Annotated in this window: 21 protein-coding genes; 5 read left to right on the forward strand and 16 right to left on the reverse strand. The window is 38.2% G+C overall.

The features are described 5' to 3' along the window. Positions 1 to 6 precede the first annotated feature (6 nt). From IGJ99_RS11890 to IGJ99_RS11940, 11 genes are all read right to left on the reverse strand, one after another. Positions 7 to 2,037: a BglG family transcription antiterminator gene (locus IGJ99_RS11890; RefSeq protein ID WP_023520290.1), complete on the reverse strand. Its 2,031-nt coding sequence runs from the start codon at positions 2,035 to 2,037 to the stop codon at positions 7 to 9. A gap of 1 nt (position 2,038) precedes the next feature. Beyond that, positions 2,039 to 3,646, reverse strand: a complete 1,608-nt coding sequence (locus IGJ99_RS11895; protein ID WP_232508854.1) for a PTS transporter subunit EIIC — start codon at positions 3,644 to 3,646, stop codon at positions 2,039 to 2,041. Between the two features lie 243 nt (positions 3,647 to 3,889). After that, positions 3,890 to 4,777, reverse strand: a complete 888-nt coding sequence (gene rbsU, locus IGJ99_RS11900; RefSeq protein ID WP_010736651.1) for a ribose/proton symporter RbsU — start codon at positions 4,775 to 4,777, stop codon at positions 3,890 to 3,892. A 17-nt stretch (positions 4,778 to 4,794) separates the two neighbouring features. Further along, entirely contained in the window at positions 4,795 to 5,190 is a 396-nt protein-coding gene (gene rbsD, locus IGJ99_RS11905) for a D-ribose pyranase (RefSeq protein ID WP_438770855.1), read from the reverse strand. 22 nt (positions 5,191 to 5,212) lie between these two features. Continuing rightward, positions 5,213 to 6,121, reverse strand: coding sequence for a ribokinase (gene rbsK / locus IGJ99_RS11910; RefSeq protein ID WP_023520292.1), 909 nt, complete (start codon positions 6,119 to 6,121; stop codon positions 5,213 to 5,215). A gap of 277 nt (positions 6,122 to 6,398) precedes the next feature. Further along, on the reverse strand, positions 6,399 to 7,352 hold the full coding sequence (gene manA / locus IGJ99_RS11915; RefSeq protein WP_438770856.1) for a mannose-6-phosphate isomerase, class I: 954 nt from the start codon (positions 7,350 to 7,352) through the stop codon (positions 6,399 to 6,401). A gap of 45 nt (positions 7,353 to 7,397) precedes the next feature. Next, positions 7,398 to 8,417, reverse strand: a complete 1,020-nt coding sequence (locus tag IGJ99_RS11920) for a serine hydrolase domain-containing protein (RefSeq protein WP_023520294.1) — start codon at positions 8,415 to 8,417, stop codon at positions 7,398 to 7,400. Between the two features lie 194 nt (positions 8,418 to 8,611). Further along, a complete protein-coding gene (locus tag IGJ99_RS11925; protein ID WP_023520295.1) occupies positions 8,612 to 9,466 on the reverse strand; it encodes a VOC family protein in 855 nt (284 codons plus the stop codon). Between the two features lie 244 nt (positions 9,467 to 9,710). Next, positions 9,711 to 11,588 carry an ABC transporter ATP-binding protein gene (locus IGJ99_RS11930; protein ID WP_010736657.1) on the reverse strand — a complete coding sequence of 626 codons (1,878 nt, stop codon included), beginning with the start codon at positions 11,586 to 11,588 and terminating at the stop codon, positions 9,711 to 9,713. Beyond that, positions 11,585 to 13,312: an ABC transporter ATP-binding protein gene (locus IGJ99_RS11935; RefSeq protein WP_023520296.1), complete on the reverse strand. Its 1,728-nt coding sequence runs from the start codon at positions 13,310 to 13,312 to the stop codon at positions 11,585 to 11,587. The genes IGJ99_RS11930 and IGJ99_RS11935 overlap by 4 nt, the downstream gene beginning before the upstream one ends. A gap of 15 nt (positions 13,313 to 13,327) precedes the next feature. Further along, complete coding sequence (locus IGJ99_RS11940; RefSeq protein ID WP_010736659.1) at positions 13,328 to 13,972, reverse strand: TetR/AcrR family transcriptional regulator; 645 nt, start codon at positions 13,970 to 13,972, stop codon at positions 13,328 to 13,330. A gap of 193 nt (positions 13,973 to 14,165) precedes the next feature. On the opposite strand from IGJ99_RS11940, the gene IGJ99_RS11945 reads away from it, so the two are divergent. Beyond that, positions 14,166 to 14,474, forward strand: coding sequence for a rhodanese-like domain-containing protein (locus IGJ99_RS11945; RefSeq protein ID WP_153830068.1), 309 nt, complete (start codon positions 14,166 to 14,168; stop codon positions 14,472 to 14,474). 117 nt (positions 14,475 to 14,591) lie between these two features. Continuing rightward, positions 14,592 to 15,212, forward strand: a complete 621-nt coding sequence (locus IGJ99_RS11950) for an NAD(P)H-dependent oxidoreductase (protein ID WP_010736661.1) — start codon at positions 14,592 to 14,594, stop codon at positions 15,210 to 15,212. A 130-nt stretch (positions 15,213 to 15,342) separates the two neighbouring features. Here IGJ99_RS11950 and IGJ99_RS11955 read toward each other — a convergent pair whose 3' ends face one another. From IGJ99_RS11955 to IGJ99_RS11965, 3 genes are all read right to left on the reverse strand, one after another. Beyond that, positions 15,343 to 15,639, reverse strand: coding sequence for a bacteriocin immunity protein (locus tag IGJ99_RS11955; protein WP_062806192.1), 297 nt, complete (start codon positions 15,637 to 15,639; stop codon positions 15,343 to 15,345). Between the two features lie 375 nt (positions 15,640 to 16,014). Further along, positions 16,015 to 16,176 (reverse strand): hypothetical protein, encoded by a 162-nt coding sequence (locus tag IGJ99_RS11960; protein WP_010736663.1) that lies wholly within the window; start codon positions 16,174 to 16,176, stop codon positions 16,015 to 16,017. A gap of 11 nt (positions 16,177 to 16,187) precedes the next feature. Then, positions 16,188 to 17,207, reverse strand: a complete 1,020-nt coding sequence (locus IGJ99_RS11965) for a lactonase family protein (protein ID WP_010736664.1) — start codon at positions 17,205 to 17,207, stop codon at positions 16,188 to 16,190. A 136-nt stretch (positions 17,208 to 17,343) separates the two neighbouring features. Between IGJ99_RS11965 and IGJ99_RS11970 the strand changes: the two genes are divergently transcribed. Together IGJ99_RS11970 and IGJ99_RS11975 are read left to right on the forward strand one after the other, a co-directional pair. Next, entirely contained in the window at positions 17,344 to 17,706 is a 363-nt protein-coding gene (locus tag IGJ99_RS11970; protein ID WP_023520301.1) for a PTS glucitol/sorbitol transporter subunit IIA, read from the forward strand. Continuing rightward, the gene (locus tag IGJ99_RS11975; RefSeq protein WP_023520302.1) at positions 17,706 to 18,863 is read left to right on the forward strand and encodes an AI-2E family transporter; all 1,158 of its coding nucleotides are present in this window, start codon (positions 17,706 to 17,708) and stop codon (positions 18,861 to 18,863) included. Before IGJ99_RS11970 ends, IGJ99_RS11975 begins: the two co-directional genes overlap by 1 nt. A gap of 59 nt (positions 18,864 to 18,922) precedes the next feature. On the opposite strand, the gene IGJ99_RS11980 is transcribed toward IGJ99_RS11975, so the two are convergent. Together IGJ99_RS11980 and IGJ99_RS11985 are read right to left on the reverse strand one after the other, a co-directional pair. Beyond that, a complete protein-coding gene (locus IGJ99_RS11980) occupies positions 18,923 to 19,354 on the reverse strand; it encodes a hypothetical protein (protein WP_224434244.1) in 432 nt (143 codons plus the stop codon). Positions 19,355 to 19,449: 95 nt separating this feature from the next. Beyond that, positions 19,450 to 21,306 carry an LTA synthase family protein gene (locus IGJ99_RS11985; protein ID WP_023520304.1) on the reverse strand — a complete coding sequence of 619 codons (1,857 nt, stop codon included), beginning with the start codon at positions 21,304 to 21,306 and terminating at the stop codon, positions 19,450 to 19,452. 334 nt (positions 21,307 to 21,640) lie between these two features. On the opposite strand from IGJ99_RS11985, the gene IGJ99_RS11990 reads away from it, so the two are divergent. Beyond that, entirely contained in the window at positions 21,641 to 22,936 is a 1,296-nt protein-coding gene (locus IGJ99_RS11990; RefSeq protein WP_010734358.1) for an ISL3-like element ISEfa11 family transposase, read from the forward strand. Positions 22,937 to 22,942: the final 6 nt, after the last annotated feature.

Here is a 22,942-nt window from a genome sequence, read left to right on the forward strand (position 1 = left end):
CCCCCTTTATTTTTTTATTTCATCGATCAAAATTTTAGATAACAACTGATAGATGATTGCCTCATTTCCTGATCGAAAAATCTCAGTATTCAAATCATTCATGATCAATGCACCACTTATTTTCCCAAGTAACTTTCCAGTAGCTTCATCAATTGGAGACGGGGCTAACATCACTAACATTCTTGATAAATCAACTTTCGTTTTGTCCATTCCTTCGATTTCCAATACTTGCTTCAATTGAAAAATACAGAAGAAGGGTTCTGTGACCTCAGAACTAGAAGTATGGAAAAGCCCCATGTTGGTATGAGGTAAACCGATCGGTGCTTGTTGATATCTTTTCATTAAACGCTGATAGACTTTTTCTTTATCTTGGACCAACCCTGTAGGTAAATAGTCGAAAATATCCTTCAACGTAGCTTCTACTGTTTCTGGATTGTCTAATTCTTGAATGAAGAAGTGCTGAAGTAATCGATTGATTTTGCTCATCATCAACACCGTTTCTTCATAAGTATCTTCGATAACAGAAGGTTGATCAGCTAACCGGATATGTTCCGTTCGATGGGCTGTCAAACGAGCAAATTCTGCTTTTAATTGTTTGATTTCTTCCTCAAGAAGTAATGGTGAAACTAATAGATATTTCCCCTCATAGCCACTTAAGATCGAAGTAGAAATGACGAGATCATACTCTTCTTCTAAATTGATTTTCTTTAGATCAGCAATTCGATAAAAATGGATATGTTGAACAAATGGGAAGTACCTCTTTAGTTTTAACTCAAGCATACTTGTCGAAGCTAATCCACTAGGGGAAAAACCAGCGATTTTGATCGTGCTGTCCTTTGGTGTTTTTTCTAACGAGTTCGCAAAGTGGAGAACCATATAAGCAATTTCTTCTTCGGATAGTTTCTTTTCTTGAAAAATCTGCTCGATTCCTTGACGGATGGCTTGAGCAATCTCTTGATATTGAACCATGATTTTTTCTAAAATTGGATTAGTCAATTGTTCTTCTTGAAGTACCGCTCGAGAGAATACTCCTGATAAATGGGTCAACAACATTTTGTAGAGTGTTTCATCTTGGTAGAATGGATTATTTGTTGCTTCACTCACTACTTGGATCAACTGTTTCACAAGATAAGCGAGTTGCGTATCAAATGTTTCTTCAAAGAAATCCTGATCGAAGGAATTCGAGAAGTCATTTAATAGACTAGCAAAAAAGACGATCTCATTGACTGGATAAAGTTGTTGCGTTTCCTTAGCGATTTTAGAAAATAAAGCTTTGGCGATACGTAATAACTCTTTGTTCACTAGTCCAGTGTAGGTTTCATTCGTCAGCACGTGATTTTTTTTGACACGGTCGATCGTAATGCTGAGTATCAAAACTAAATGTTCCAGTTTCCGGTCACTTAATTCTTTCTTTTGCTGGATCAATTCTTCTCGTACCACTTGACGCGCCAGTAATAAACTATCTGTCATGATAAATTGAAAAAAGAAATTCGTTGTCGTATCAAATTCCAGCAAGTGAAATATTTCATACGCATTAATCTCCAACTCTAAGATATTCGCGATCAGCAATCTTCGGTATTTTTCCGGTCCAGTGATTTCATAACCACGGTTACGAGTGATAGATAATGGTAGCTGTTTCATACTGGTTTCGAGTTGCTTGATATCAGCATAAAAAGTCGTATTACTAATCAAATACTTTTCTAAAAAATAACTTAAAGACAATGGTTCTTTCGTGAGTAACAGCTCTAATAAAATTGCATGTTGCCTTTCAGTTGTCGATAATTCCATCTCTTTTTCGTTCAGTAGTTGGCGCAGTTGTGTCATTGTTTCAGGTGTCGCTTCAATCATAAATGATCCGCGGGTTATTTTTTTCAGCGAAGCATTTACTTCCTTGAGCGATCGTTCTAATTGCTCCAACTCGCGGTATACAGTCCGTTTGCTGACACGTAAAACATTGACCATTTTTTGTATAGAAACGGGTGCTGGACTATTGATGAGTTCTGTCAATAATTCTTTTTCCCTTGGTGACAAATACATCTTAGTCCACTTCCTTTACTAATGATAGATAGGCTTTGGTACTGACAAAATGATCAATGATCAACAAATGCTCCACTTGTTGTTCCAGTTGATACGTCTTTGCCATTCTTTCATTCGCAAGATATACCACTTCTTTTTCGGGTACTAGGTCTTCAACGGCTGTTTTTTCTACAGATAGATCGACCTGATATTCCTTGGCTAGCTTCATTAAAATCGTCATCCCCATCGTTTGTGAGCCTCGTCGATTTCCTTGGTATAAAAACACAACTCTGGTTCTAGGTTGTTTAACTTCTTGTTGCTTTTTGATCTGAGGTTCACTGTTTATTTCATGAAGTTGCTGCTTGATCAATGGTAGATACGACTCAACTTCTAAAAAATGTTCGACAGCAATGATCTGACTCTCTTTGGCTTTTTCTTGTGCTAAAGATTGAAAGGCACTTTGTACGATCACCAATTGTTTCTGATGATTCTTCAGACTATAAATAGAGGTATAGCTTATAGGTATATCTATCCCTTGCGCATGCAGTTTTTTCTTCAAAATGGCTGCGCCCATTGCACTAGAACCCATCCCGGCATCGCAAGCAAAGATGATTTGGTTGACCGCTTCATGATTCATCAGTTGGCTCCTTTCTGGGAGGATCGATTCCACAGGTTTCGTTTTTCTCAATAACAGTATGGCACAAATAAACGTAGCAAGCGCACTGAGAATAATACCTAAAATGACACCTGCTAATTGTGAAGGTGGTGTATTCCCTAAAATAATCACCAATGAACCTGGTGAAACCGGAGCATTCAACCCACTAGCAAACAGTTGGAACACAAACGTTCCTGTTGCTCCTCCAATCATAACGGCAAAAAAAAGCGCAGGTTGCATCAAGACAAAAGGAAAATAAATCTCATGGATTCCTCCGACAGCTTGGATCATCAATGCTCCACCTGCTTTGACACTTTTTTCTCGATCAGCAGCAAACAAGAATGCACTTAAAATCCCTATTCCTGGCCCAGGATTGGCTTCCATCAAAAATAAGATCGAATGCCCCGCATGTTGTGTCATCTCCATTCCTAAAGGTGTCAAGATGCCGTGATTGATGACATTATTCAAAAATAAGACCTTTAACGGTTCCAACACTAAACTGACCACTGGTAACAAATGTTGTTCAATGAGCCAATAAACAAAGCGTCCAACATAAGACAAACTACCTTCAACAATTGGTTGGATGACCAGTATGCCTAACAGACAGACAACCCCACCGATTAGACCGATCATCAAGTTATTCAGCAACATCTCATAGCCAGGTTTGATTTTCGGCGCCAACCAACGATCCACCCAGTGAAAAATACCTCCCGTGATCAAACCGATGATCATCGCTCCGAATAGTTGTGGAAGATCAGAAACTACTATCATACCGATGACAGCAATCCCACCTGCTACAGCTGCTTTTTGATCAAAAATTTTTGCTCCAGAGTAACTGATCAAAATAGGCAATAACAGATAAATCAGCCAATCACTGACATGTGCAAGCGTTTGATGCAAATCACCTGATACGATATTTGATACAATCGATAACAAACCCCAAGCAATAAAAATACTTAGATTTGGCATGATCATTTGTTTGAAATAATGTAGTAATTGACGAAACCAGGTTAATTTCGCCACTGCATTAGCAGGAAGCGCATTCAAATTCTCCCCCACGTTGATCACCTGCCCTTTCTACTTCAGCAGACTGCGCTTATGCTTTTTTCAGATAGCTCTATTCTAACAGTTTCCGTTATCTATTTTCCACAAAAAAAATTGGGCAAGTAACCGTAGTTACTTCCCAATTTTTTAAAATAACGCTTCTAACAAAATATCTTATATCAAAACAGTCATCGTTGCGGCAGCTAAGATAAGGACCAAGCCAATGATCGTGACAGTCATTTCTTTTTTCGTTTTCTTTTGACCTAAGAACCAGATACCAGTCAAGGTTGCTAGAACAACAGAAGTTTGCGATAGGATGAAGCCCGTTGCCAAACCATTCATATTTGGTTGTGCAGAAATCAAATATGTCAATGCAGCAAAGGCAAAAAAGAAGCCAGAAAAAATTTGTTTATAAGAAACAACTTCCGTAAATGCTGATTTTTCATGCCCTTTCATACTTAATACAGCGGTGTAGATGATCGCCACTAAGACCATCCCCATTGCTTGTGGCAAGAAAGCGTGCATTCCGTCGATGGTTGTTGCTTGAGGTGCTGCGGAATATGCCCAATACCCAATCTCTCCGACTGCTAATAATAAAACCGCTTTTTTCAGTAGACTGCTATTTTCTTTGGTTTTTTTCTCAGTCCAAACAGTCATCCATGCGCCTAAAATAATCAAGATCAATGCTAATCCACCAAGAATCTTCGCTGTCGTTCCTGGCCAATTGCCTAGCGCAAAAACACCCCATAATGAAGCCCCAAGTAATTGAAAAGCTGTGGTGATAGGCATTGCACGTGACGAGCCAATCAGTGTGAAAGATTGAAAAGTAATGATTTGAGCAGTCGCCCAGCCCACACCGGAAAGAATAGAAAAGACAAGATCCATTCCAGATGGCAGTGCTATGCCATTGATCAGGGCAAAAATAAGTGCGAATATCAAAGTTCCTATTGTTGATCCTAAAATCTGGTTCACAGGACGTCCACCGATCTTCGAAGCAATCGTTGGATAAAGTCCCCAACCTAGTAATGGTCCTAATCCGATCAATAATGCTGTTGCATTCATTTATTACATCTCCTTTTTTAGAATACGACGCCACTTTCTAACAAGAGATTCGCATAAGGAGTCATCTCACCTGTGCGAATAAATGCGTGACAATTGTTTAACTCGGTTTTCATTTCACTATGCGGAATAAACGTGATCGGTGTCTCCGGCATTTCTTTTTGGATTTCTAGAAGGATGTCAGGATTCTCTTTTTTGATTTCCTCTGCTAGATAAATACGTTGCACCTCTAATTCTGACAACACATTGCGTAAGACTTCCATAAAGCTAGGAACCCCTTGCGTGACTGCTAAATCGATTTTTTCAGTGGTCATAGGTACAGGCATTCCTGCATCTCCAATACTCAATTTATCAAAATGTCCCATTTGTGCAATCACTCGTGAGATATCAGAATTGATTACTTTCGTTTTTTTCATTATTTGTTCATCCTTTCCTCAATCAGATTAATTCATGTTTATACGGAATAGAAGGCTGTGCACCAAAACGTTGAACAGTCACAGAAGAGGCTTTATTACCATAGCGGATTGCTTCTTCTAGGTTACTGAAGTCTTTGGCTAATACACTGCTCATCGCGCCAATAAAGGTATCCCCAGCAGCCGTTGTATCTACTGCATGGACTTTAAAAGCTGGTACGATCCCACTAGCGCCGTCAGCAATATCATAATAAGCGCCTTTACTTCCGATCGTGATGATCACCGCTTCAATACCTAATCCATGAAAGACTTGTGCCGCCTCTTTTAGACTTTTTTCATCGGTAATAGTAATGCCTGTTAAGATCTCCGTTTCTGTTTCATTTGGAATGATCATATCCGTTACTGCTAATAACTCGTCAGGAACATTTTCTAGCGCCGGTGCCGGATTCAAGATCGTTTTCACGCCAGCTTCTCGAGCGATTTTGAATGCTTCGATCGTCGGTTCTATAGCGCTTTCAAACTGAGCAATAATAAAATCACTTTTTTGGATGATTGTTTTATTTTCTTGTACTTGTGCTACGGTAAACGCATTGTTTGCACCAGCATGGATCATGATACTATTTTCACCTTGGTCATCAACAATGATATACGCTTGTCCAGTCGCTTGATTTTCTAATGTCGCTACACCAGATAAATCAATTTCTTCTTGTTCAAGTAATTCTGTCATCGTTTTTCCTGCTTCGTCTTTACCCACGCCACCAATAAAGTAAGTTTTTGCCTCCGAACGTCTAGCAGCAACCGCTTGGTTGGCTCCCTTTCCTCCACCAGCTGAAAAAGTTTCTTTCGTATGGATCGTTTCTCCAGGTTTTGGCATATAAGTCACACGGATGGTTCGATCTAAATTGATGCTTCCGATAACTGTAACAGTATTCATCGTTTTCCCTCTCCTTTAACAAGAAAATCATTTTAACGTTCTATTAAAACGTTTTAACTCTACGAGAAGAATATAACATATTTTGTAAGTGATTTCAACAAGCAACTTTTCATCGATAAAACTAACTGTAATTGGTACCTTCTTTGTTCTTATATCACTAGATCAGTGATAGCTCATCACTGATCTAAAAAAAAGCGCCAACCAAAAATAGCAAGTCCATTTTCGGTTGGTACGCTTTATTGTTATCGCTGAACCTAGCAACGACAGTTTTATCTTATTATTTTTTTCCTGGCTCAGAAGCGATGATCGAAAGTTCTCCTTGAACTTTCCACTCCGTGATATCGCTTGGTAAGATCGCACTTGTTCCTTTTTCTAGTGAGTAGGTTTGGTTACCTATCACCAATTCTCCCGCACCATCAATAACTGTCATCAATGTATACGGTGCTTGTTTTTTAAAGGATGTGATCCCTTTGATGTCCCACTCGTAGACGTTGAAAAATTCTGTTTCTACGTAAGTGACGATCGAAGAGTTCCCTTGACGGATCTCTTTGATCTGTAATTCAGGAGCTTTTGCTGGTACTGTTGTTACGTCGACTGATTGTTGGATGTGTAATTCCCGAGTGTTTCCTTGGTCGTCTTTGCGATCATAATCATAAACACGATAAGTTGTGTCTGAACTTTGTTGTGTTTCTAAAATCATGATCCCTTTACCAATTGCATGGATCGTTCCACTTGGTACGTAGAAAAAATCACCTTTTTTGACAGGAACTTTTTTCAATAAGTCATTCCAGCGACTATCTTGGATCATTTCGGCTAATTCTTCACGTGTTTTTGCATGATGACCATAGATGATCTCTGCACCTGGTTCGGCATCAATGATGTACCAGCACTCTGTTTTTCCTAGCTCTCCTTCATGTGCCATACCATAAGCATCATCTGGATGGACTTGAACAGATAGATCATCTTCTGCATCTAAGATTTTGATCAATAACGGAAAAACTGGTTCTGTTGGATGGCCGAATAATTCTTTATGTTCTTTCCATAGATCATCTAGTTTCCAGCCTTTGAATGGGCCATTTTCAACGACACTCACGCCATGAGGATGCGCACTGATTGCCCAATCTTCCCCAATTTTATCATTTGGGATATCAAAGCCAAAAACAGTACGTAAGCGACTGCCTCCCCAGATTTTTTCTTGAAAAACAGGTTTTAAAAATAATGGTTCTTGCATACGTCAAACTCCTCTCAATTTTCAATTGCTATTATAGCATTATTTTCAGTGTAACGCTTTCTCTTGTAAATAAATTTCAATGATTTCATCCCGACATTTTAGATATTCTTCCCGATGATCGTTTGGATGTAGGCGATTGGACAGAAAAATGAAGGCTTCTTGATCGATTGGGTCGATCAATAGAAATGTCCCTGTATAGCCTGTATGGAATAGTAATGGATGGCCATCCTTTTTATCTTGTTTTAAATCCCATCCGAGTGAGCGACCACCTTTACCAGTTGGCGTATGATCAGCCAATAAGGAACGGATGGTTGTCTCTTCCAAAAAATGACCAGAATCTAACTTTCCGTATTGCAGATACATCCGGACAAACTTCTCACAATCCGCAAGATCAATAAATAGACCAGCATTACCTGCATGTTCTGCTAACACTCGTGCTTTTGGATCATGGGTCAAGCCATGGATCACCTCACCAGAAGGAAGTTGTTCAGTCGGAACGATCCGTTCTGAAGGACGTGGTAAGAATAAGCTATTCATCATTCCTAACGGTGCTAGTACTTGCTCTTCAAAAAGCTCGACCGCCTCTTCCTGGAAAATCTCCTCTAGCATCAATCCTAAAAGAATCGTGCCTGCATCCGTATAGCGAACTTCGATTCCTAATTGATCGCCTGGTTGAAGTTTCAAATAAGCTTCAATCAATTCTGTTTGTGATAGACGATCTCGATCAGGAATAAATGTCTGGATGTCTGAGGTATGTGTCAATAAGTGGCGAATCGTGATCGTTTGATTCTCAAAAGTCGGCAAGTACGTATGCAAAGGTTCATCTAATTCAACTTTCCCGTCTTCGATCAATCGCAAGACCAGACTTGTCGTTGCAATCACTTTTGTCAGGGAGGCTGCATCAAAGAGCAAATCTTCGGTCATTGGTCTGATTATAGGAATGATCTGCGCATCACCTGCGATCACTTTTTTAATCTGATCCCCTTTCATAAAAGCAGCGACGACCCCTGGATAATATCCCTCATTCATTTTTTTTAGTATATATTCTTTCGTTTTAGCGTACATAGTTTCTCCTTATTTATCTCTGGATATGCTTGTTTGCTCCCCAAGCATAATTCTTTCTTCCATAAGAATCAATTGTTTTTCTCATTTATCCCAGTATTCAGTGGCTGACATAAAAAAGCAGGAAACTTTCAGCATCAGCTGAATTTTTCCTGCTTTTTCCAACGGACGAGCAATCGACTGATCCTAGCCACTGTTCATTGGATAACATTAGTTGCTTTTGTTTCGTCCACGAACCACCATTCGATGCCAATTGCATCATACAAAGTCAAAACTTTTTGTTTTTTGTCAATGTAAAAATCGATCGTTTCTGTGTTCAAATGTGCAATCAGACGTTGCATACTCTCTGGGTCAACAACAAATTTCAAAAAGTCTAATCCTAAGATTTCATCAGTCGGTAAGGCAATCACTGGACTCTCAGCTTGAGTCAGTCCTACATGAAAATCACCTTTATTCAAGATAAATTCTTTTTCTTCCTCTTTATGCACAGTCAGACCTAAAAGCTCTGATAAAAATTCTCGTTCCTTTTCCATATCTAGTACATTTAGGTGGACTTTTTGGAAATAAGTACCAGCAGATAATTTCTTAAAGCGTTCATTTGATTGTCTTAATAGTGCTTCTTGGTCTAATTGTTCCACCGCTTGTTCTTGTGAAGTATGAGTCTCTTCATGATAGATCTCTAACATATTGCCTTCAGGATCTTTCAATAAAATACCGATTCTGCCATCACTTTCCAGTGCTTCTTCGATCGTTTGATTCGTTTGGCGAATGCGATACAGCACATCTGCCATTTCTTCTAATGTTGGAATGATCAAAGAAAAGCGATTGAGCTTTTTGATTTCCCCAAAGTGATCATTTGCTCGTGGACTTTCCTCTAATAATAACATCTCGCTGTCATTTTCTACTGTACCGAAAATCGCTAATTCATTTTCTTCTCTCTTTAAATCGAAACCAATCGTGTCTCTATAAAACTCGATCATTTTATCACGGTCTTTTACACGTATCGCAATACTTTTCAAATAAGTAGTAGACCCCAAATCAAAAACTTTCATAATTTCTTGCTCCCCTCTACGTTAAGCTTTATTTTAACGATGCTTCTCTTTTCTTTCAAGCAATATCTTATTTTTTGTTGAATTAATTCTCAGATTGTCTTATTTTTTAGCTAATTATCAGAATGGGAAGGGAAAATCATTCTATATGTAAGAAAAGCGGCGAATCTTTGATAAAACTTTTTTATCTTTTTAAACGCCGCTTTCCCATAATCCTATAAAGATTATTATAACTTATTTTATCTTATTATGAAGCTTCTTCTGTAAACTGACTATTATACAGATCAGCATAGAACCCATCTTTTTCCATGAGTGTATCATGGTTTCCTGTTTCAACGATCGATCCTTGGTTCATCACGATAATATTATCCGCATCACGAATCGTTGATAATCGATGCGCAACTACAAAACTTGTACGATTTTTCAATAAACGGTTCATCGCTTTTTGAATCAAAATCTCCGTACGAGTATCGACACTTGAGGTTGCTTCATCCAAGATCAAGACATCTGGATTTGCTAAGAATGCTCGGGCAATCGTAATCAATTGACGTTGACCTTGTGAGATATTGCTTGCATCTTCATTTAAGATCGTATCATACCCGTCAGGTAATTTGCGGACAAATTCATCGACATGGGCAGCTTTCGCAGCTTCGATCACTTGTTCATCCGTTGCATCATCATTTCCATACTTGATATTGTCATAGATCGTTCCAGTAAATAACCATGTATCTTGTAGTACCATTGAAAATTGCGCACGTAATACATCACGAGAAACATCTCTCGTATCGACACCGTCATACCGAATGCTTCCGCCTGAAACATCATAAAAACGTTCCAATAGATTGATCAAAGTTGTTTTACCAGCCCCCGTCGGACCAACAATAGCGACCATTTCACCTGGCTTCACATCCAAATTGAAATCTTTCATCAATAAGTGATCTGGCGTATAACCAAACTGCACATTTTCAAAACGAACTTTGTACGGTGTATTTTCTTCGACTGGTAAACCAGATTTTTCATTTGTCATCTCTTCTTCATCTAGGACTTCAAAGACACGTTCAGCCGAAGCTACTGTTGATTGGATCGTATTCATCAAGCTCGCCAATTGTGTGATCGGTTGAGAAAATTGTGTCGTATATTGCAAGAATGCTTGTACATCCCCTAATGCCATATTCCCATTGGCTACTTTGATCCCACCAAGCACAGCCACAAAGACGTACCCTAGATTTTTTACGAAATTCATCAATGGCATGATGATCGCAGAAATAAACTGTGCTTTCCAACCAGAGGCATATAAATTTTGGTTTTCAATCTCAAAAACTGCTTGGTCTTTTGCTGTATGGTTGAACGTTTGGACGATCGTATGTCCAGCATAGGTTTCTTCGACTTGGTTGTTCAATAATCCTAAACTCTTTTGTTGATCCGCAAAGAAAACTTGTGATTTCGGTGCAATGATCATCACGATGATCAAGCTCAATGGAATCATCAACAACGCCACTAATGTCAGTTGCCAGCTGATGGATAGCATCATAACGATGACCCCGATCAGTGTGACCGCACTTGTGACAAATTGAGTCAAGTTTTGTTGTAACGTGCTGGCGATATTATCCATGTCGTTGATTGCTCGAGACATGATATCCCCATTCGTATGTGTATCATAATAAGAGATCGGCACACGATTCATTTTTGTCTCTAAATCATGTCTTAACTCATATACCGTACGTTGTGACACGCGAGTCATAATGAACTGTTGCAAGAAGTTGAACACGGCAGAAATCAAGTACATGACAATCACTGTCGCAATGATTTGACCAATTTTGTCAAAATCAATTGGGAATTTCGTGACTTGTTGCCCTTCTTGCATTTGTCTTGCGCCAAGCATCACACCGTTAAAAATTTCTGTGGTTGCTTTCCCTAATACTTTTGGTGTCTGTATTTGGAAGACGACAGCTGCAATCGCTAAGACAAATACAGCAATGATCGCTACTAAACGCTTAGACATATAGCCGAATAACCGGCGAACAGTGCCCCAAAAGTTTTTTGGTTTTTCTCCTTTAGCACCAATGTTACGTCCTGGTCCCCCACCCATTGGTCCTTGAGGAGGTCGATTGTTTCCTTTACTCATGCTAAATCCTCCTCTCTCAATTGTGAGTTGACGATTTCTTTGTATGTTTCATTTGTTGCTAGTAATTCTTTATGCGTTCCTTTTCCAACAAGTTTTCCTTCATCTAATACTAAGATCGTATCTGCATCCATGACGGTACTTACTCGTTGCGCCACTAAAACGGTGATACTTTCTGTCATATTTTCTTTTAGTGCTTGACGGAGTTTCGCATCTGTTTTAAAGTCTAGTGCTGAGAATGAATCATCAAAGACATAGATGTCGGCTTCTTTTACTAAGGCACGCGCAATGGCTAATCGCTGTCTTTGTCCACCAGAGAAATTTCCGCCGCCTTGTTCGACATGACTATCTAAACCATCTTCCATTTCAGAAACAAAGTCTTTTGCTTGGGCGATCTCTAATGCTTTCCAAATCATCTCATCTGTTGCGTCTTCTTTCCCATATTGCATATTCTCACGAATCGTTCCAGAAAAAAGGACAGCTTTTTGGGGAACAAATCCCATCAATTCACGCAAGTTATATTGCGTCATATCAGTGATGCTCGTTCCGTTAATCGCGATCTCACCCGATTCAATATCATACAAACGTGGGATCAGATTCACTAAAGTCGTTTTTCCTGAACCTGTACCACCAATGATAGCTACGATATCGCCAGATGACGCTTCAAAGTTGATATCTTCCAACGCTAGTTTTTCTGCGCCGTGGTAACGGTAATTCACCTGTTCGAATGACAAACTTGCGTCTTTTCCAGCTAAAGCAACCGTTTCTGGTTGTTCTGGATCAACGATACCCGCGTCTTCTTCTAGTACTTCATTGATCCGATCAGCCGAAGCTTGGGCACGAGGAACCATGATAAAGATTGCTGATAGCATCATGAAACTAATCAAAATTTGCATCGCATAAGTCATGAAGGCAATCAGATTTCCGACCTCTAATGTCATATCCGCTATGTAGTGCCCACCAAACCATGTGATCGCTACGTTCGTCCCACTCATGATCAACGTCATCAATGGCATCATCAATGCAACAATCGTGTTGACTTTGATTGCCGTATTTGTATAATCCTTATTCGCTAAATCAAAACGATTTTCTTCAAAACGTGTTTTGTCAAACGCCCTGATGACACGTACACCGGTTAATCCTTCACGAAAAACAAGGTTTAAGCGGTCCGTTTTCTTTTGCATGCTCTTGAATAGAGGAACAGCAAAATACATAATACCACCGATCAAAATGATCATGACAGGAATCACGACTAAGAAAATTCTTGTCAGTTGATGGTCCTTTTGATAAGCAAGGATACTTGCCCCAACAAGAGTGATCGGTGCATTGATCATCATCCGTAAAAACATTTGCATCACCAATTGGATCTGCGTCACATCATTCGTTGTACGAGTGATCAATGAAGCTGTTCCATACTTGTCGAATTTGTCTTTCGTCAAATTTTCGGCTTTTTGATAGACTTCTGTTCGTAATTGTTTTCCTAACTTTTGAGATTCTCGTGTAGCAAAAAACGTATTGGCAATGGCGGCTAAAATACTGATCAAAGAAAATCCGATCATGACAAATCCCGTCTGCCAAATATAGTCGACGTCACCTTTTGCTACGCCTTTGTCAATAATATTAGATGTTAACGTTGGCAAATACAGATCTGCTAACACTTGAATAATCATAAAGACCGTTGCAGCGATTGCTGAGGTCAATGAAATTCGTTTGACAATTTTTAGCATTCGTTCCCCTTCTTTCTATTTATAAGCGCCATCTTTTATCCATGACAGTTTTAGATTGAATTCTGCAATGGCTTGTTCAACAGAATACTCCTCAGAGGTTGAAAATGATTTATAGGCATGAGCAATCGTTGTAAACAGTGTACTCATGACTAACTGAAACAATAATTCCATTTCATGGTCATCTTTTACTCTAAGATTGGAACGATCAATCAAACCAATCAACTCTTTGGACGCTTTTTTATGATTTTTATGTGGTGATGGACGATGTCCTTGTGGATGCGGCACGACTTTTCGTGAGGCACGGTAATCCATGTGCATAAAAAGATGTTTATAAAACGCGGCATTTTCACCTTCTAGAATATCTCGAATCATTTTCCCAAAATAAAGTTCAAAACCGATAAATAAGTCTCCATTCGATTCTTTGATTAGTTGGATCATATTTTTTGTACTATCGCTACGAACGGTTTCAAAATAATAAAAATAAAGATCTTCTTTATCTTCAAAATATTGATAAAAACTACCTCTAGAGATCCCCGCAAGTTTCACGATTTGTGCAATCGAAGCTTCATTCAATGGTACTCTTGAAAATTCGACCCTGGCAGCTTCTAAAAGTCTTTGCTGTTTTTCTTCAGGTAGATGAAAAAAAGTCTGTGTCGGCATCGTTGATTCCTCCCTACATAAAAATGACACACCGTCATATGACACCTTGTCATTATAACACCATCTGATTGTTTTGCAAGTCATTTACATTTTTTTTCATAATTATTAAAAAAAGAATAAATCGAGTAAAAAGATTTGTTTCTTCTATTCTATACATCTAAAATAGGATCATTATATAAAAAGGATGAACGCCATGATCAAATCAATAACCGTCCACGAACTCTATTTCGTCTATCAAAAGAAGGATGTTGTAATTCTAGATGTCCGAAAAACGAATGAGTATATAAAAAAACACCTAAGTCATTCGATATCCATCCCTATTACCAGTTTGCCAGCCCAATTAAATAATCTCGATACAAAAAAACAGTACTACATTGTCGGAGTATCTAACCATTCAGCACAAGAAATCACTAGTTACCTAATAGAAAACGGATTGCAAGCAACTTATGTGATCGACAACATGAAGTTATTTGAAAGTCGTGAATTAACTAGTCCTCTTTGATCGTACTGGAAAATAACTTACTTTTTATCAGTAAAAATACTTGATAGCCTTTTCTGTTTCAAGTAAACTGGTATTGTTAGCAGTAAAGTTAACAATTACGACTAAAGGAGAGAGATTATGGCATCAGTATTAGTAATCAAAGGACATCCACTAACTGCACAAGAATCACGTTCAGTTAACGCATTAACTAGTTTTTTAACTAGCTACAAAGAAAATCATCCAAACGACGAGGTAACTGTTTTAGACCTTTATCGTGATGATATCCCAGAAATTGATGAAGAATTGCTTTCTGGATGGGAAGCGCTTCGTGCAGGTGCAGATTTCTCTAGTCTATCTGAAAACCAACAACAAAAAATTGCTCGTTTCAACGAATTGACAGAGCAATTCCTAGCAGCAGATAAAATCGTTATTGCCAATGCTTTATGGAATTTGAACATTCCTACAAAATTAAAAGCTTGGTTTGATACAGTCAATGTTGCTGGTAAAACTTTCAAGTATACTGAAAATGGTCCTGTTGGCTTAGTTACTGGTAAAAAAGCACTACACATCCAATCAAATGGCGGAATCTACAATGGACAAGATTTTGCTTCTCAATATGTAAAAGCAATCTTGAACTTTGTCGGCATCGATCAAGTCGACCAATTATTTATCGAGGGGATCGACTATACACCTGATCGTGCAGAAGAATTGATGCAAGCTGCCTTAGATAAAGCAACTGCATTCGGTAAAGACTTCTAGTCACTATTAGGTAAATCTTTCTCTTAAAATGTTGAGAAAAGAAAAAGGATTTCATGAACATTCACAATAAATGTTCATGAAATCCTTTTTTATTTGTTGCAAAGTGGCTGATTTGCGATGCTAAAATTCATTAATAACCATATCTAATACTAGAAATAGCCATCAGTTCACGTAGCTTTTCGGATTGATGCTCGTTGAGAGAGGCGCCATCTTTTTTCAATGCATTAGATATATCTAAGTTCATACGGCTTAGAATGAACGGCACTGATGCTCCATCATTTTGTAATTTTTCTAGATAAGCGTGTAAAACCTCTCTAAGCGATTCATTTCCAAGGTCTAACGCTAAATCAGCTATCAATTCATTAATGATTGTTTCTGCTGTTTTGCGTCGATCGTTTCCACCAGAAAACCATCTTAGATGACTCATTCACTGTTGCTCCTTCTCTTAATTTCAAGGAATATTACTATAGTCTTACGCAAACTAAACCTTGGTTGAAATCAGATGTTATTAAAAGAAAGAGTTCAAAAAACATCTATTTGTTTTTTGAACTCTTTCTTGAACCAACTAAATAGGCAATGGAGAATCCGAAGAACATACCTAAAGTAATCCACCATTTGAATGGACGATTTAATAGATAGGATAAGCCCCAGTTTAAAAGTAGTGACAAAAGAAACGCACCAAAAATCATTTTCAACTCTTTCATGCGTCTCCCATTTTTATCGAACTAAACAGCTTTGGCATGCTAGCGTGTTAGTTCAAGATAAGATAGAAATCATTTTACTCTCGGCTATATTTCCTTCTTTAATTTTCAACATTACGAACATAGTCATCAAAATACTGGATCAAATCACTTTTGATCTTTTGGTATTCTTCTTCACTATACTCTTTGTCTTCGATTTTTCCTTGAAAAAACGGAATCTCTAATTCTTCGCGTAAACGGTCTAATACTTCTTCTTTATTCATGTCACTACTCCTTAATCAAAGTAAACACAGACACACTCAGGTGCATAGATGTCTTTTTGGATCAATGTCAATTCTCCAGTTGTAGCATCACGTTTGTACAAGGTAAGATTATCCGTATTCTGGTTGGCAGATACCACGTAATCATTTTCTGGATCTAAGGCGAAATCTCTTGGGAAATCTCCTTCAGTTGAGATTGTCTGTACGTGTTCTAAATGTGAACCTTCTTCATTCACAGCGAATACAGCAATCGAATTATGTCCCCGATTTGATGCGTAGACAAAACGTCCATCGTTTGAAATACGGATGGCAGCCCCACCATTTTCTTCGGTGAATCCTTCAGGCAATGTGCTGATTTTTTGCACTTCTTTGAATTCGCCTGTTGTTTCATCATAGGAAAGAACACGAACTGTACTATCTAACTCACCAAACAAATAGACGAATTGATTATTAGGATGAAAAACTAAATGACGTGGGCCGGTTCCTGGCTCTACTTCTAATACAGCTTTTACAGCTAATTTCCCATTTTCATCGACATCATATGTGTACACACGATCAGTTCCTAGATCACAGACAGCTAATCGTTGGTCAGGTGTTAAGTCTGTGTAATGGACATGGGCATGATCTTGGTTTTTGTGTGGACCAGTCGGTTCTTGATGAAAGACTGCATCTGTCGCCTCTAAACTACCGTCTTCAGTGATACGATAAACATTGACTTCTCCTTTATGATAATTTGCGCCATAAACCAGTTGGCGTTGCTCATCGACTGTCACGTAACACAAAGGTGCGCCGGCTTCTGTTACCGCATTCAAAAAATTATATGAATGATCGTATGCACCGACTCCACCTAACCCATCGACACTTGTTACTGTGTAAAGATTACCTGCATCGCTTTTTGCCACATACGTTGGGCTATTTTCTTTTGTCACTAACGTTAGATTCTCTAAAGTGCCTTTATCTGTATCTAATTCGATTTGATAAATTCCTTCACTTTTTCGTCTTGTATATGTTCCTAGAATGATTTTTTTTATCATTTTGATCCTCCTCAAATTAAGAATTCTAATTTATTCTATCATACATCCATTCATGTCGTTAATCAAAGAGAATATGTTATACTGTTTTTGTAACCATAGAATCATTGATTTTTTAGGAGTAAAGGAGAGAAATGAGATGACTCAAGCAACGATAACAGAAATTGGCACGTCAGCAATCAATTCAGAGGAACCTATGCTGATTTTATTCGATCAGTCGGCAACATCCGCGTTGCGTGACTATACGATCATTCAAGAATTTAGTACAAAAGAGAATTTTTCACTTAATCAAGGTGATCAAATTTCTTTTGATCATCAAGAATATACCATCGAACATGTTGGTCCGTTGGCCAATGAAAACTTAACAACGGTTGGTCATGTGACTCTGGTTTTTGAACAACCACCAGCAGGTGACAGAATCGTCAATGGAATCTATTTGTCCCCTTATCAACTACCAGAAATCACTGTCGGCACGACCATCGACTATAAGCAGGTGAACTAATGGAAGAGGATAAAAAAAGAAAAATCAAACCTGTTTCATGGTTTTGGCGTTGGTTTTTGAATAATCAAGTAGTCACGGCTTTATTAGTCGTTCTTTTGGTCTTACTGATCGTTTTCTTATTTACGAAAGTCTCTTATCTTTTTGAGCCCATTTGGCAGTTTCTAGCGATCGTTAGTTTACCGATCATTCTATCAGGTATCTTATATTACCTGATGAATCCTGTCGTCGATTATTTTGAAAAGAAAAATATTCCAAGGCTCTATAGTATCATCGGTTTATTTATACTTGTTGTCGCTTTGATCGTCTGGGGAAGTGTAGTGATCATCCCGAAAATCCAAGAACAAACCGTCAGCTTTGTCAGCAATTTTCCACAATACGTCGAGACCATCGATGACAAATTAACCGAGATTTTTCGTGATCCACTATTCAGTCAATTTAGAGAGCAACTGGAAAATACAGGCGATCAGTTTATGAATTCTGCTGGCGATATTTTACAGAATCTATCAAAAAGCACCGTTCAAAGCTTAGGGAGTTTTGTTGGCGCTGTAGCTACGATCGTTGTTGCCGTATTGACGATGCCGTTTATTTTATTTTATCTGTTGAAAGATGGAAAACAATTAGCACCTTATTTGGTCAAGTTCTTACCCACTCGTATGAGAGTGCCTACGTTAAAAGTCTTAGGTGAGATGAACAGCCAAGTCTCTTCTTATATTCGTGGACAGCTGACTGTGGCTTTCGCAGTTGCGGTGATGTTCATGATCGGATTTGCAATCATCGGGTTAGATTATGCTGTCACTTTAGGGATCATTGCCGGTTTCTTGAACTTGATCCCTTACTTAGGTTCATTTTTAGCGATGATCCCTGCGGTATTTTTAGCCATCGTTGCAGGACCGATCATGTTGGTCAAAGTATTGATCGTTTTCGCCTTAGAGCAAACCATCGAAGGCCGTTTGATCTCGCCACTTGTACTTGGCAATCAGTTGTCGATCCATCCAGTGACGATTTTACTTGTCCTATTAACATCCGGAAAATTATTTGGTGTGGTCGGTGTGATTTTAGGGATACCTGTCTATGCCGCAGCGAAAGTATTGATTTCTCACATTTTTGAATGGTACACTACGATTTCTTCCCTTTATGAAGAAAAGCAACAAGAATAAATGAAAAGCCGAGATGATCGAGAATAGGAACCCTATTTTCAGTCGTCTCGGCTTTTTGATTATTTCATCAATAAGTTAGTCATTTTTTGGATTGCTGCGGAAATATCATCTGTCGCTTGGTCTTGTTTTGCTTCTGACGCATCAAATTGTTCAGCGTTGATGCCTTTTTCTGGTTGGATGCTTTGAGTCATTTCTTCACAACCAGCTACATAATTTTTGTAGGCTTTTTCAAAGTTCTTATGGATACCCATTACTTTGGCTGGTGGACGCAACGTACTGATTTTCTTTAGCATATTGCGATATTTTTCAGTACCTTGGTCAAATAGCTCAACCGTCTCAACAAGCTCGGATCGCGTTAGTTCAGCTGTTTTCTTTTGATCGATTGCTTCTCTGATTTTTTCATATTTTGGGTGCATCGTTTCGCCGATTGCTTCTGTTTCTTTCACGATTTTATCGACTGTCTGCACGTAATAACCGAGATTCGGTAACATAGGTTTTCCTACTTTCTTCTTTTTCTTTCTCTATTTTACCTGTTTATTCTAGTAGAAAACAAGTCATTACATCAATAAAATGTTATTTTTATCGTTTATTTTTCATAAAATCCTGCATCCAAACTATATTGTTCTCCTGAAACTAGATCATATTGGATCAAGCGATACGCCTCGTATACTTCCTCTTGCGCCTGATTCAACTGAGCTTCTTTTCCCCATTGGCCATTTTGAAAATACAGTTCTCGTTCGAACGCGGGAATAGCCGACTCCATTTCAAGCAGTAATTGATAAAAACCAGTGGTCTTTTGATTCGTTTGTTCTAAAAGATTCGCTGCAAAATAAAAAGGGCTAGTGACAGCATCATTGGTTTCACCTTTCTCTAACTCACCTGCTGTATCGAACATGAGGAACTCTGTCTGATGTAAGGCTTGTTTCTCATTTTTATTTTTGATCTCGTCCGAATAGATCCCCGGTAAATGATCTCCCCAAAAAACGACTAGTGTTCTTCTTGGCGTATCTTTCAGCGCTTCAGTGAATGCTTTCAATGCTTGACTACTATAGGCAATATCTTGCAAATAATTGTTGAGTGTATCTGTTCCAGTATCATCTTCTGTTGTAGCCGAAAAATCTAATTGCGAATACTTGCCTGCATAAGGCATATGGGTCTGCATCGTGACCAAATGGACAAACTGAGGCGTTTGCTCATCTTTTAATAAGTCTAAAATTTCTTTATAGGCAGACTCATCTGAAATATATGGATTATTATCAATGGTATCAGTGTAAGTCATATTTCCCTCGCTGATAAACGAATCAAACCCTAGCGTCTGATAGACATCTTCACGTTTATACATCGATGTATTATAAGGATGGATCGCCGTTGTTCGGTAGTTTTGTGCATTGAGCGTGGAAACAAGCGATGGTAATTGATCCAGCTTGGGAACGAGCATCGTATATGGTGTGGTCATTTGACCATTGAATAGCGCCATGGATAGACCCGTTAAGGCTTCAAACTCAATATTTGCTGTTCCACCACCATAATTTTGCGAAAGCATTCGGCCACTATAGGTTTGATTTGCCACTTCACGATAGTCAGCTAAGGGATCACCGGTCACCGTGACACCATTTAGATGACTTGGATCAGAAAAGCTTTCACTCATCACATAAATGATATTTGGCTGCTCATCACTTGCTGTTTGATTTTTTTCGTCTGCGATTGCTTGATATTTTTCAGTGATTTCATTGATTTTTTCTTTTGAATAACCTTCTGGTCGTTCCATCGGTTCAACTTTTAGATTGTACAAAAAGCCACCAATAAATCCTGTATTATAATAATTCATTTTTTGACTATAAGGAATCCACAAAGCCGTTTGATTATAAGCTTTACGCAACAAATTATTGGGATTATTGAAGTTACTAAAATAACCCATCATTGCAACGGTCATGATTAAAGTCAAGATACGATAGATTTGGAATGTTCGATCTTTTTTGAAACTACGGACAATTGCCCAGACCACTCCACCAAAGGCAAGGATCGCTAGTAGAATCAACCCAATAAAAATCGGTGTTCCGGTCATGTCTTTGAGTAAATTGAACTCTGTGATCATCTTTAAGTCATCTGGATAGATTGGTTCTTGACGATAGCTCATTTTCAAGTAATTTGCAAAACCTAATATACCGATACTTACGAGATAAAAAAGCAGACCAAATAAGTAAGAACCCGCGAAAGCGACCATAAATAAAAAGACAGTAAGTAATACGAAACAAGCAAGTAAAAATTTTTCTGTGTGCCATGAAAAAGCAAATTTCAAGGCTAAATCAACTGAAAGATTATTCTGGCACCATTGTAAATACAAATTACTTATAAGTATCACTAAGACTGTTACTACCCCCAGAGTAGTGATTCGTAGAATTTTTTGTTGTTTGGTTGAAAACTTATCTAAATGTTTGTTCAAGAGAGCGCTCCTTCACTTTTTCTAAACTACTTTAACGCCTATTTTATTCTAGTCGCTTCACAAATGAAAGTAAAGTTCAAAAAACAAGTAGTCTGAACGACCAATTTTATAAAAAAATAAATAGAAAACAAAAGGAATGAAACTGTGTCTTAGTCTCTCCAGCTCGCAAAGAATAAGCGGTAATAGCCACAATTTTGAGGCTCTATAATTTATGGGACTGATGAATCAGAATTGATTCTTCAGTCCCATTTTCATTTTAGGTATTAAAAAACATATCGTTCTCTAGTATGATTAAATCACCACAAAATAAACAACTGAGAGGACGATATGCTATATGAATGATTCTATCAAAAAAATGCTGAGAATAATAGAGAAAGATTTGATGATTACAGAGGTCTCTTACGAGACCCTTCAGAAGAAAAAGACGTTGGTCGTCGATGCTGTTCTCTCGCCTACTCCTCGTGCTTGTAGAAGTTGTGGTTCTACTGTGGTAGATGGAAACGGGAAAGCAATTATAGTGAAAAATGGAAAAAAAGAAACGATTGTCCGTTTTGAACAATACAATCATATGCCTTTGGTTATGCGCCTAAAAAAGCAGCGCTATACCTGTAAAAACTGCCGAACCCATTGGACTGCTCAAAGTTATTTTGTCCAATCCAGACATTCAATCGCAAATCATGTTAGATATAAAATTGCTTCTTTACTGACTGAAAAAGTATCTTTATCTTTTATTGCGAAAAGCTGTCAGGTATCTTTGACCACTGTTATTCGTACATTGAAAGAGTTTAAAAGCTATTTACCAAAGCAATCTAAGAAGATTCTCCCAAGAGTATTGATGGTTGATGAATTTCGTTCGCATGCTTCCATAGAAGATAAAATGAGCTTTATTTGCGCAGATGGCGAAACAGGAAAATTAATAGATGTTTTGCCTACGCGTAAATTACCTCGATTAACAAGCTATTTCTTAAAGTGTACCAATCCAGAAGAAGTAGAATTCTTGGTGACAGACATGAACGCCGCCTACTTCCAGCTCACCAAACGTGTTCTGCCAAATGCGAAAATAGTGATTGATCGGTTTCATATTGTCAAACACATGAATCAAGCGTTCAATGAGTTGCGTATCCGTGAAATGAATGAACTTCGTAAAGCAGGACAGAAAAGCCAGGCAGAAAAACTGAAAAAGAACTGGCGCTTTTTGCTAAAAAATCGTGCAAACATCAACCATTATGAATACAAAACATGGAAAAGTTTCCGAGCACCAAAATACCCATTTCTTACTGAAGCAATGATGATTGATCGATTGCTTGAGTTTTCTACGCCCCTAAAGGAGGCGTATCCCTTTTTTCATGAATTAGTTGAAGCCTTTCGAGACAAAGACCCTGACTTATTTTTCTCCTTATTAGCAGAACTTCCCGAAACGTTGGATGACAGCTTTCGGGAAAAGCTTCAAAACCTTCTGACCTATGAAGAAGGCATCACCAACGCAATGATCTATCCTTATTCCAATGGAAAAATAGAAGCGAAGAATACCCACATAAAGACAATGAAACGAGTATCCTACGGATTTAAATCATTCGAGAACATGAGAATTAGAATCTTTTTGATCAATCAATTAATCAAAGTAAGATAACAAAAA

It is taken from the genome of Enterococcus sp. AZ095b (assembly GCF_051714725.1).
GTDB lineage: Bacteria > Bacillota > Bacilli > Lactobacillales > Enterococcaceae > Enterococcus_B > Enterococcus_B pernyi.

Bases quoted from the DNA above. Each gene is read 5' to 3' on its own strand.
- IGJ99_RS11890 (WP_023520290.1), bottom strand. From the start codon at position 2,037: ATGTATTTGTCACCAAGGGAAAAAGAATTATTGACAGAACTCATCAAT.
- IGJ99_RS11895 (WP_232508854.1), bottom strand. From the start codon at position 3,646: ATGATCATGCCAAATCTAAGTATTTTTATTGCTTGGGGTTTGTTATCG.
- rbsU (WP_010736651.1), bottom strand. From the start codon at position 4,777: ATGAATGCAACAGCATTATTGATCGGATTAGGACCATTACTAGGTTGG.
- rbsD (WP_438770855.1), bottom strand. From the start codon at position 5,190: ATGAAAAAAACGAAAGTAATCAATTCTGATATCTCACGAGTGATTGCA.
- rbsK (WP_023520292.1), bottom strand. From the start codon at position 6,121: ATGAATACTGTTACAGTTATCGGAAGCATCAATTTAGATCGAACCATC.
- manA (WP_438770856.1), bottom strand. From the start codon at position 7,352: ATGCAAGAACCATTATTTTTAAAACCTGTTTTTCAAGAAAAAATCTGG.
- IGJ99_RS11920 (WP_023520294.1), bottom strand. From the start codon at position 8,417: ATGTACGCTAAAACGAAAGAATATATACTAAAAAAAATGAATGAGGGA.
- IGJ99_RS11925 (WP_023520295.1), bottom strand. From the start codon at position 9,466: ATGAAAGTTTTTGATTTGGGGTCTACTACTTATTTGAAAAGTATTGCG.
- IGJ99_RS11930 (WP_010736657.1), bottom strand. From the start codon at position 11,588: ATGAGTAAAGGAAACAATCGACCTCCTCAAGGACCAATGGGTGGGGGA.
- IGJ99_RS11935 (WP_023520296.1), bottom strand. From the start codon at position 13,312: ATGCTAAAAATTGTCAAACGAATTTCATTGACCTCAGCAATCGCTGCA.
- IGJ99_RS11940 (WP_010736659.1), bottom strand. From the start codon at position 13,972: ATGCCGACACAGACTTTTTTTCATCTACCTGAAGAAAAACAGCAAAGA.
- IGJ99_RS11945 (WP_153830068.1), top strand. From the start codon at position 14,166: ATGATCAAATCAATAACCGTCCACGAACTCTATTTCGTCTATCAAAAG.
- IGJ99_RS11950 (WP_010736661.1), top strand. From the start codon at position 14,592: ATGGCATCAGTATTAGTAATCAAAGGACATCCACTAACTGCACAAGAA.
- IGJ99_RS11955 (WP_062806192.1), bottom strand. From the start codon at position 15,639: ATGAGTCATCTAAGATGGTTTTCTGGTGGAAACGATCGACGCAAAACA.
- IGJ99_RS11960 (WP_010736663.1), bottom strand. From the start codon at position 16,176: ATGAATAAAGAAGAAGTATTAGACCGTTTACGCGAAGAATTAGAGATT.
- IGJ99_RS11965 (WP_010736664.1), bottom strand. From the start codon at position 17,207: ATGATAAAAAAAATCATTCTAGGAACATATACAAGACGAAAAAGTGAA.
- IGJ99_RS11970 (WP_023520301.1), top strand. From the start codon at position 17,344: ATGACTCAAGCAACGATAACAGAAATTGGCACGTCAGCAATCAATTCA.
- IGJ99_RS11975 (WP_023520302.1), top strand. From the start codon at position 17,706: ATGGAAGAGGATAAAAAAAGAAAAATCAAACCTGTTTCATGGTTTTGG.
- IGJ99_RS11980 (WP_224434244.1), bottom strand. From the start codon at position 19,354: ATGTTACCGAATCTCGGTTATTACGTGCAGACAGTCGATAAAATCGTG.
- IGJ99_RS11990 (WP_010734358.1), top strand. From the start codon at position 21,641: ATGAATGATTCTATCAAAAAAATGCTGAGAATAATAGAGAAAGATTTG.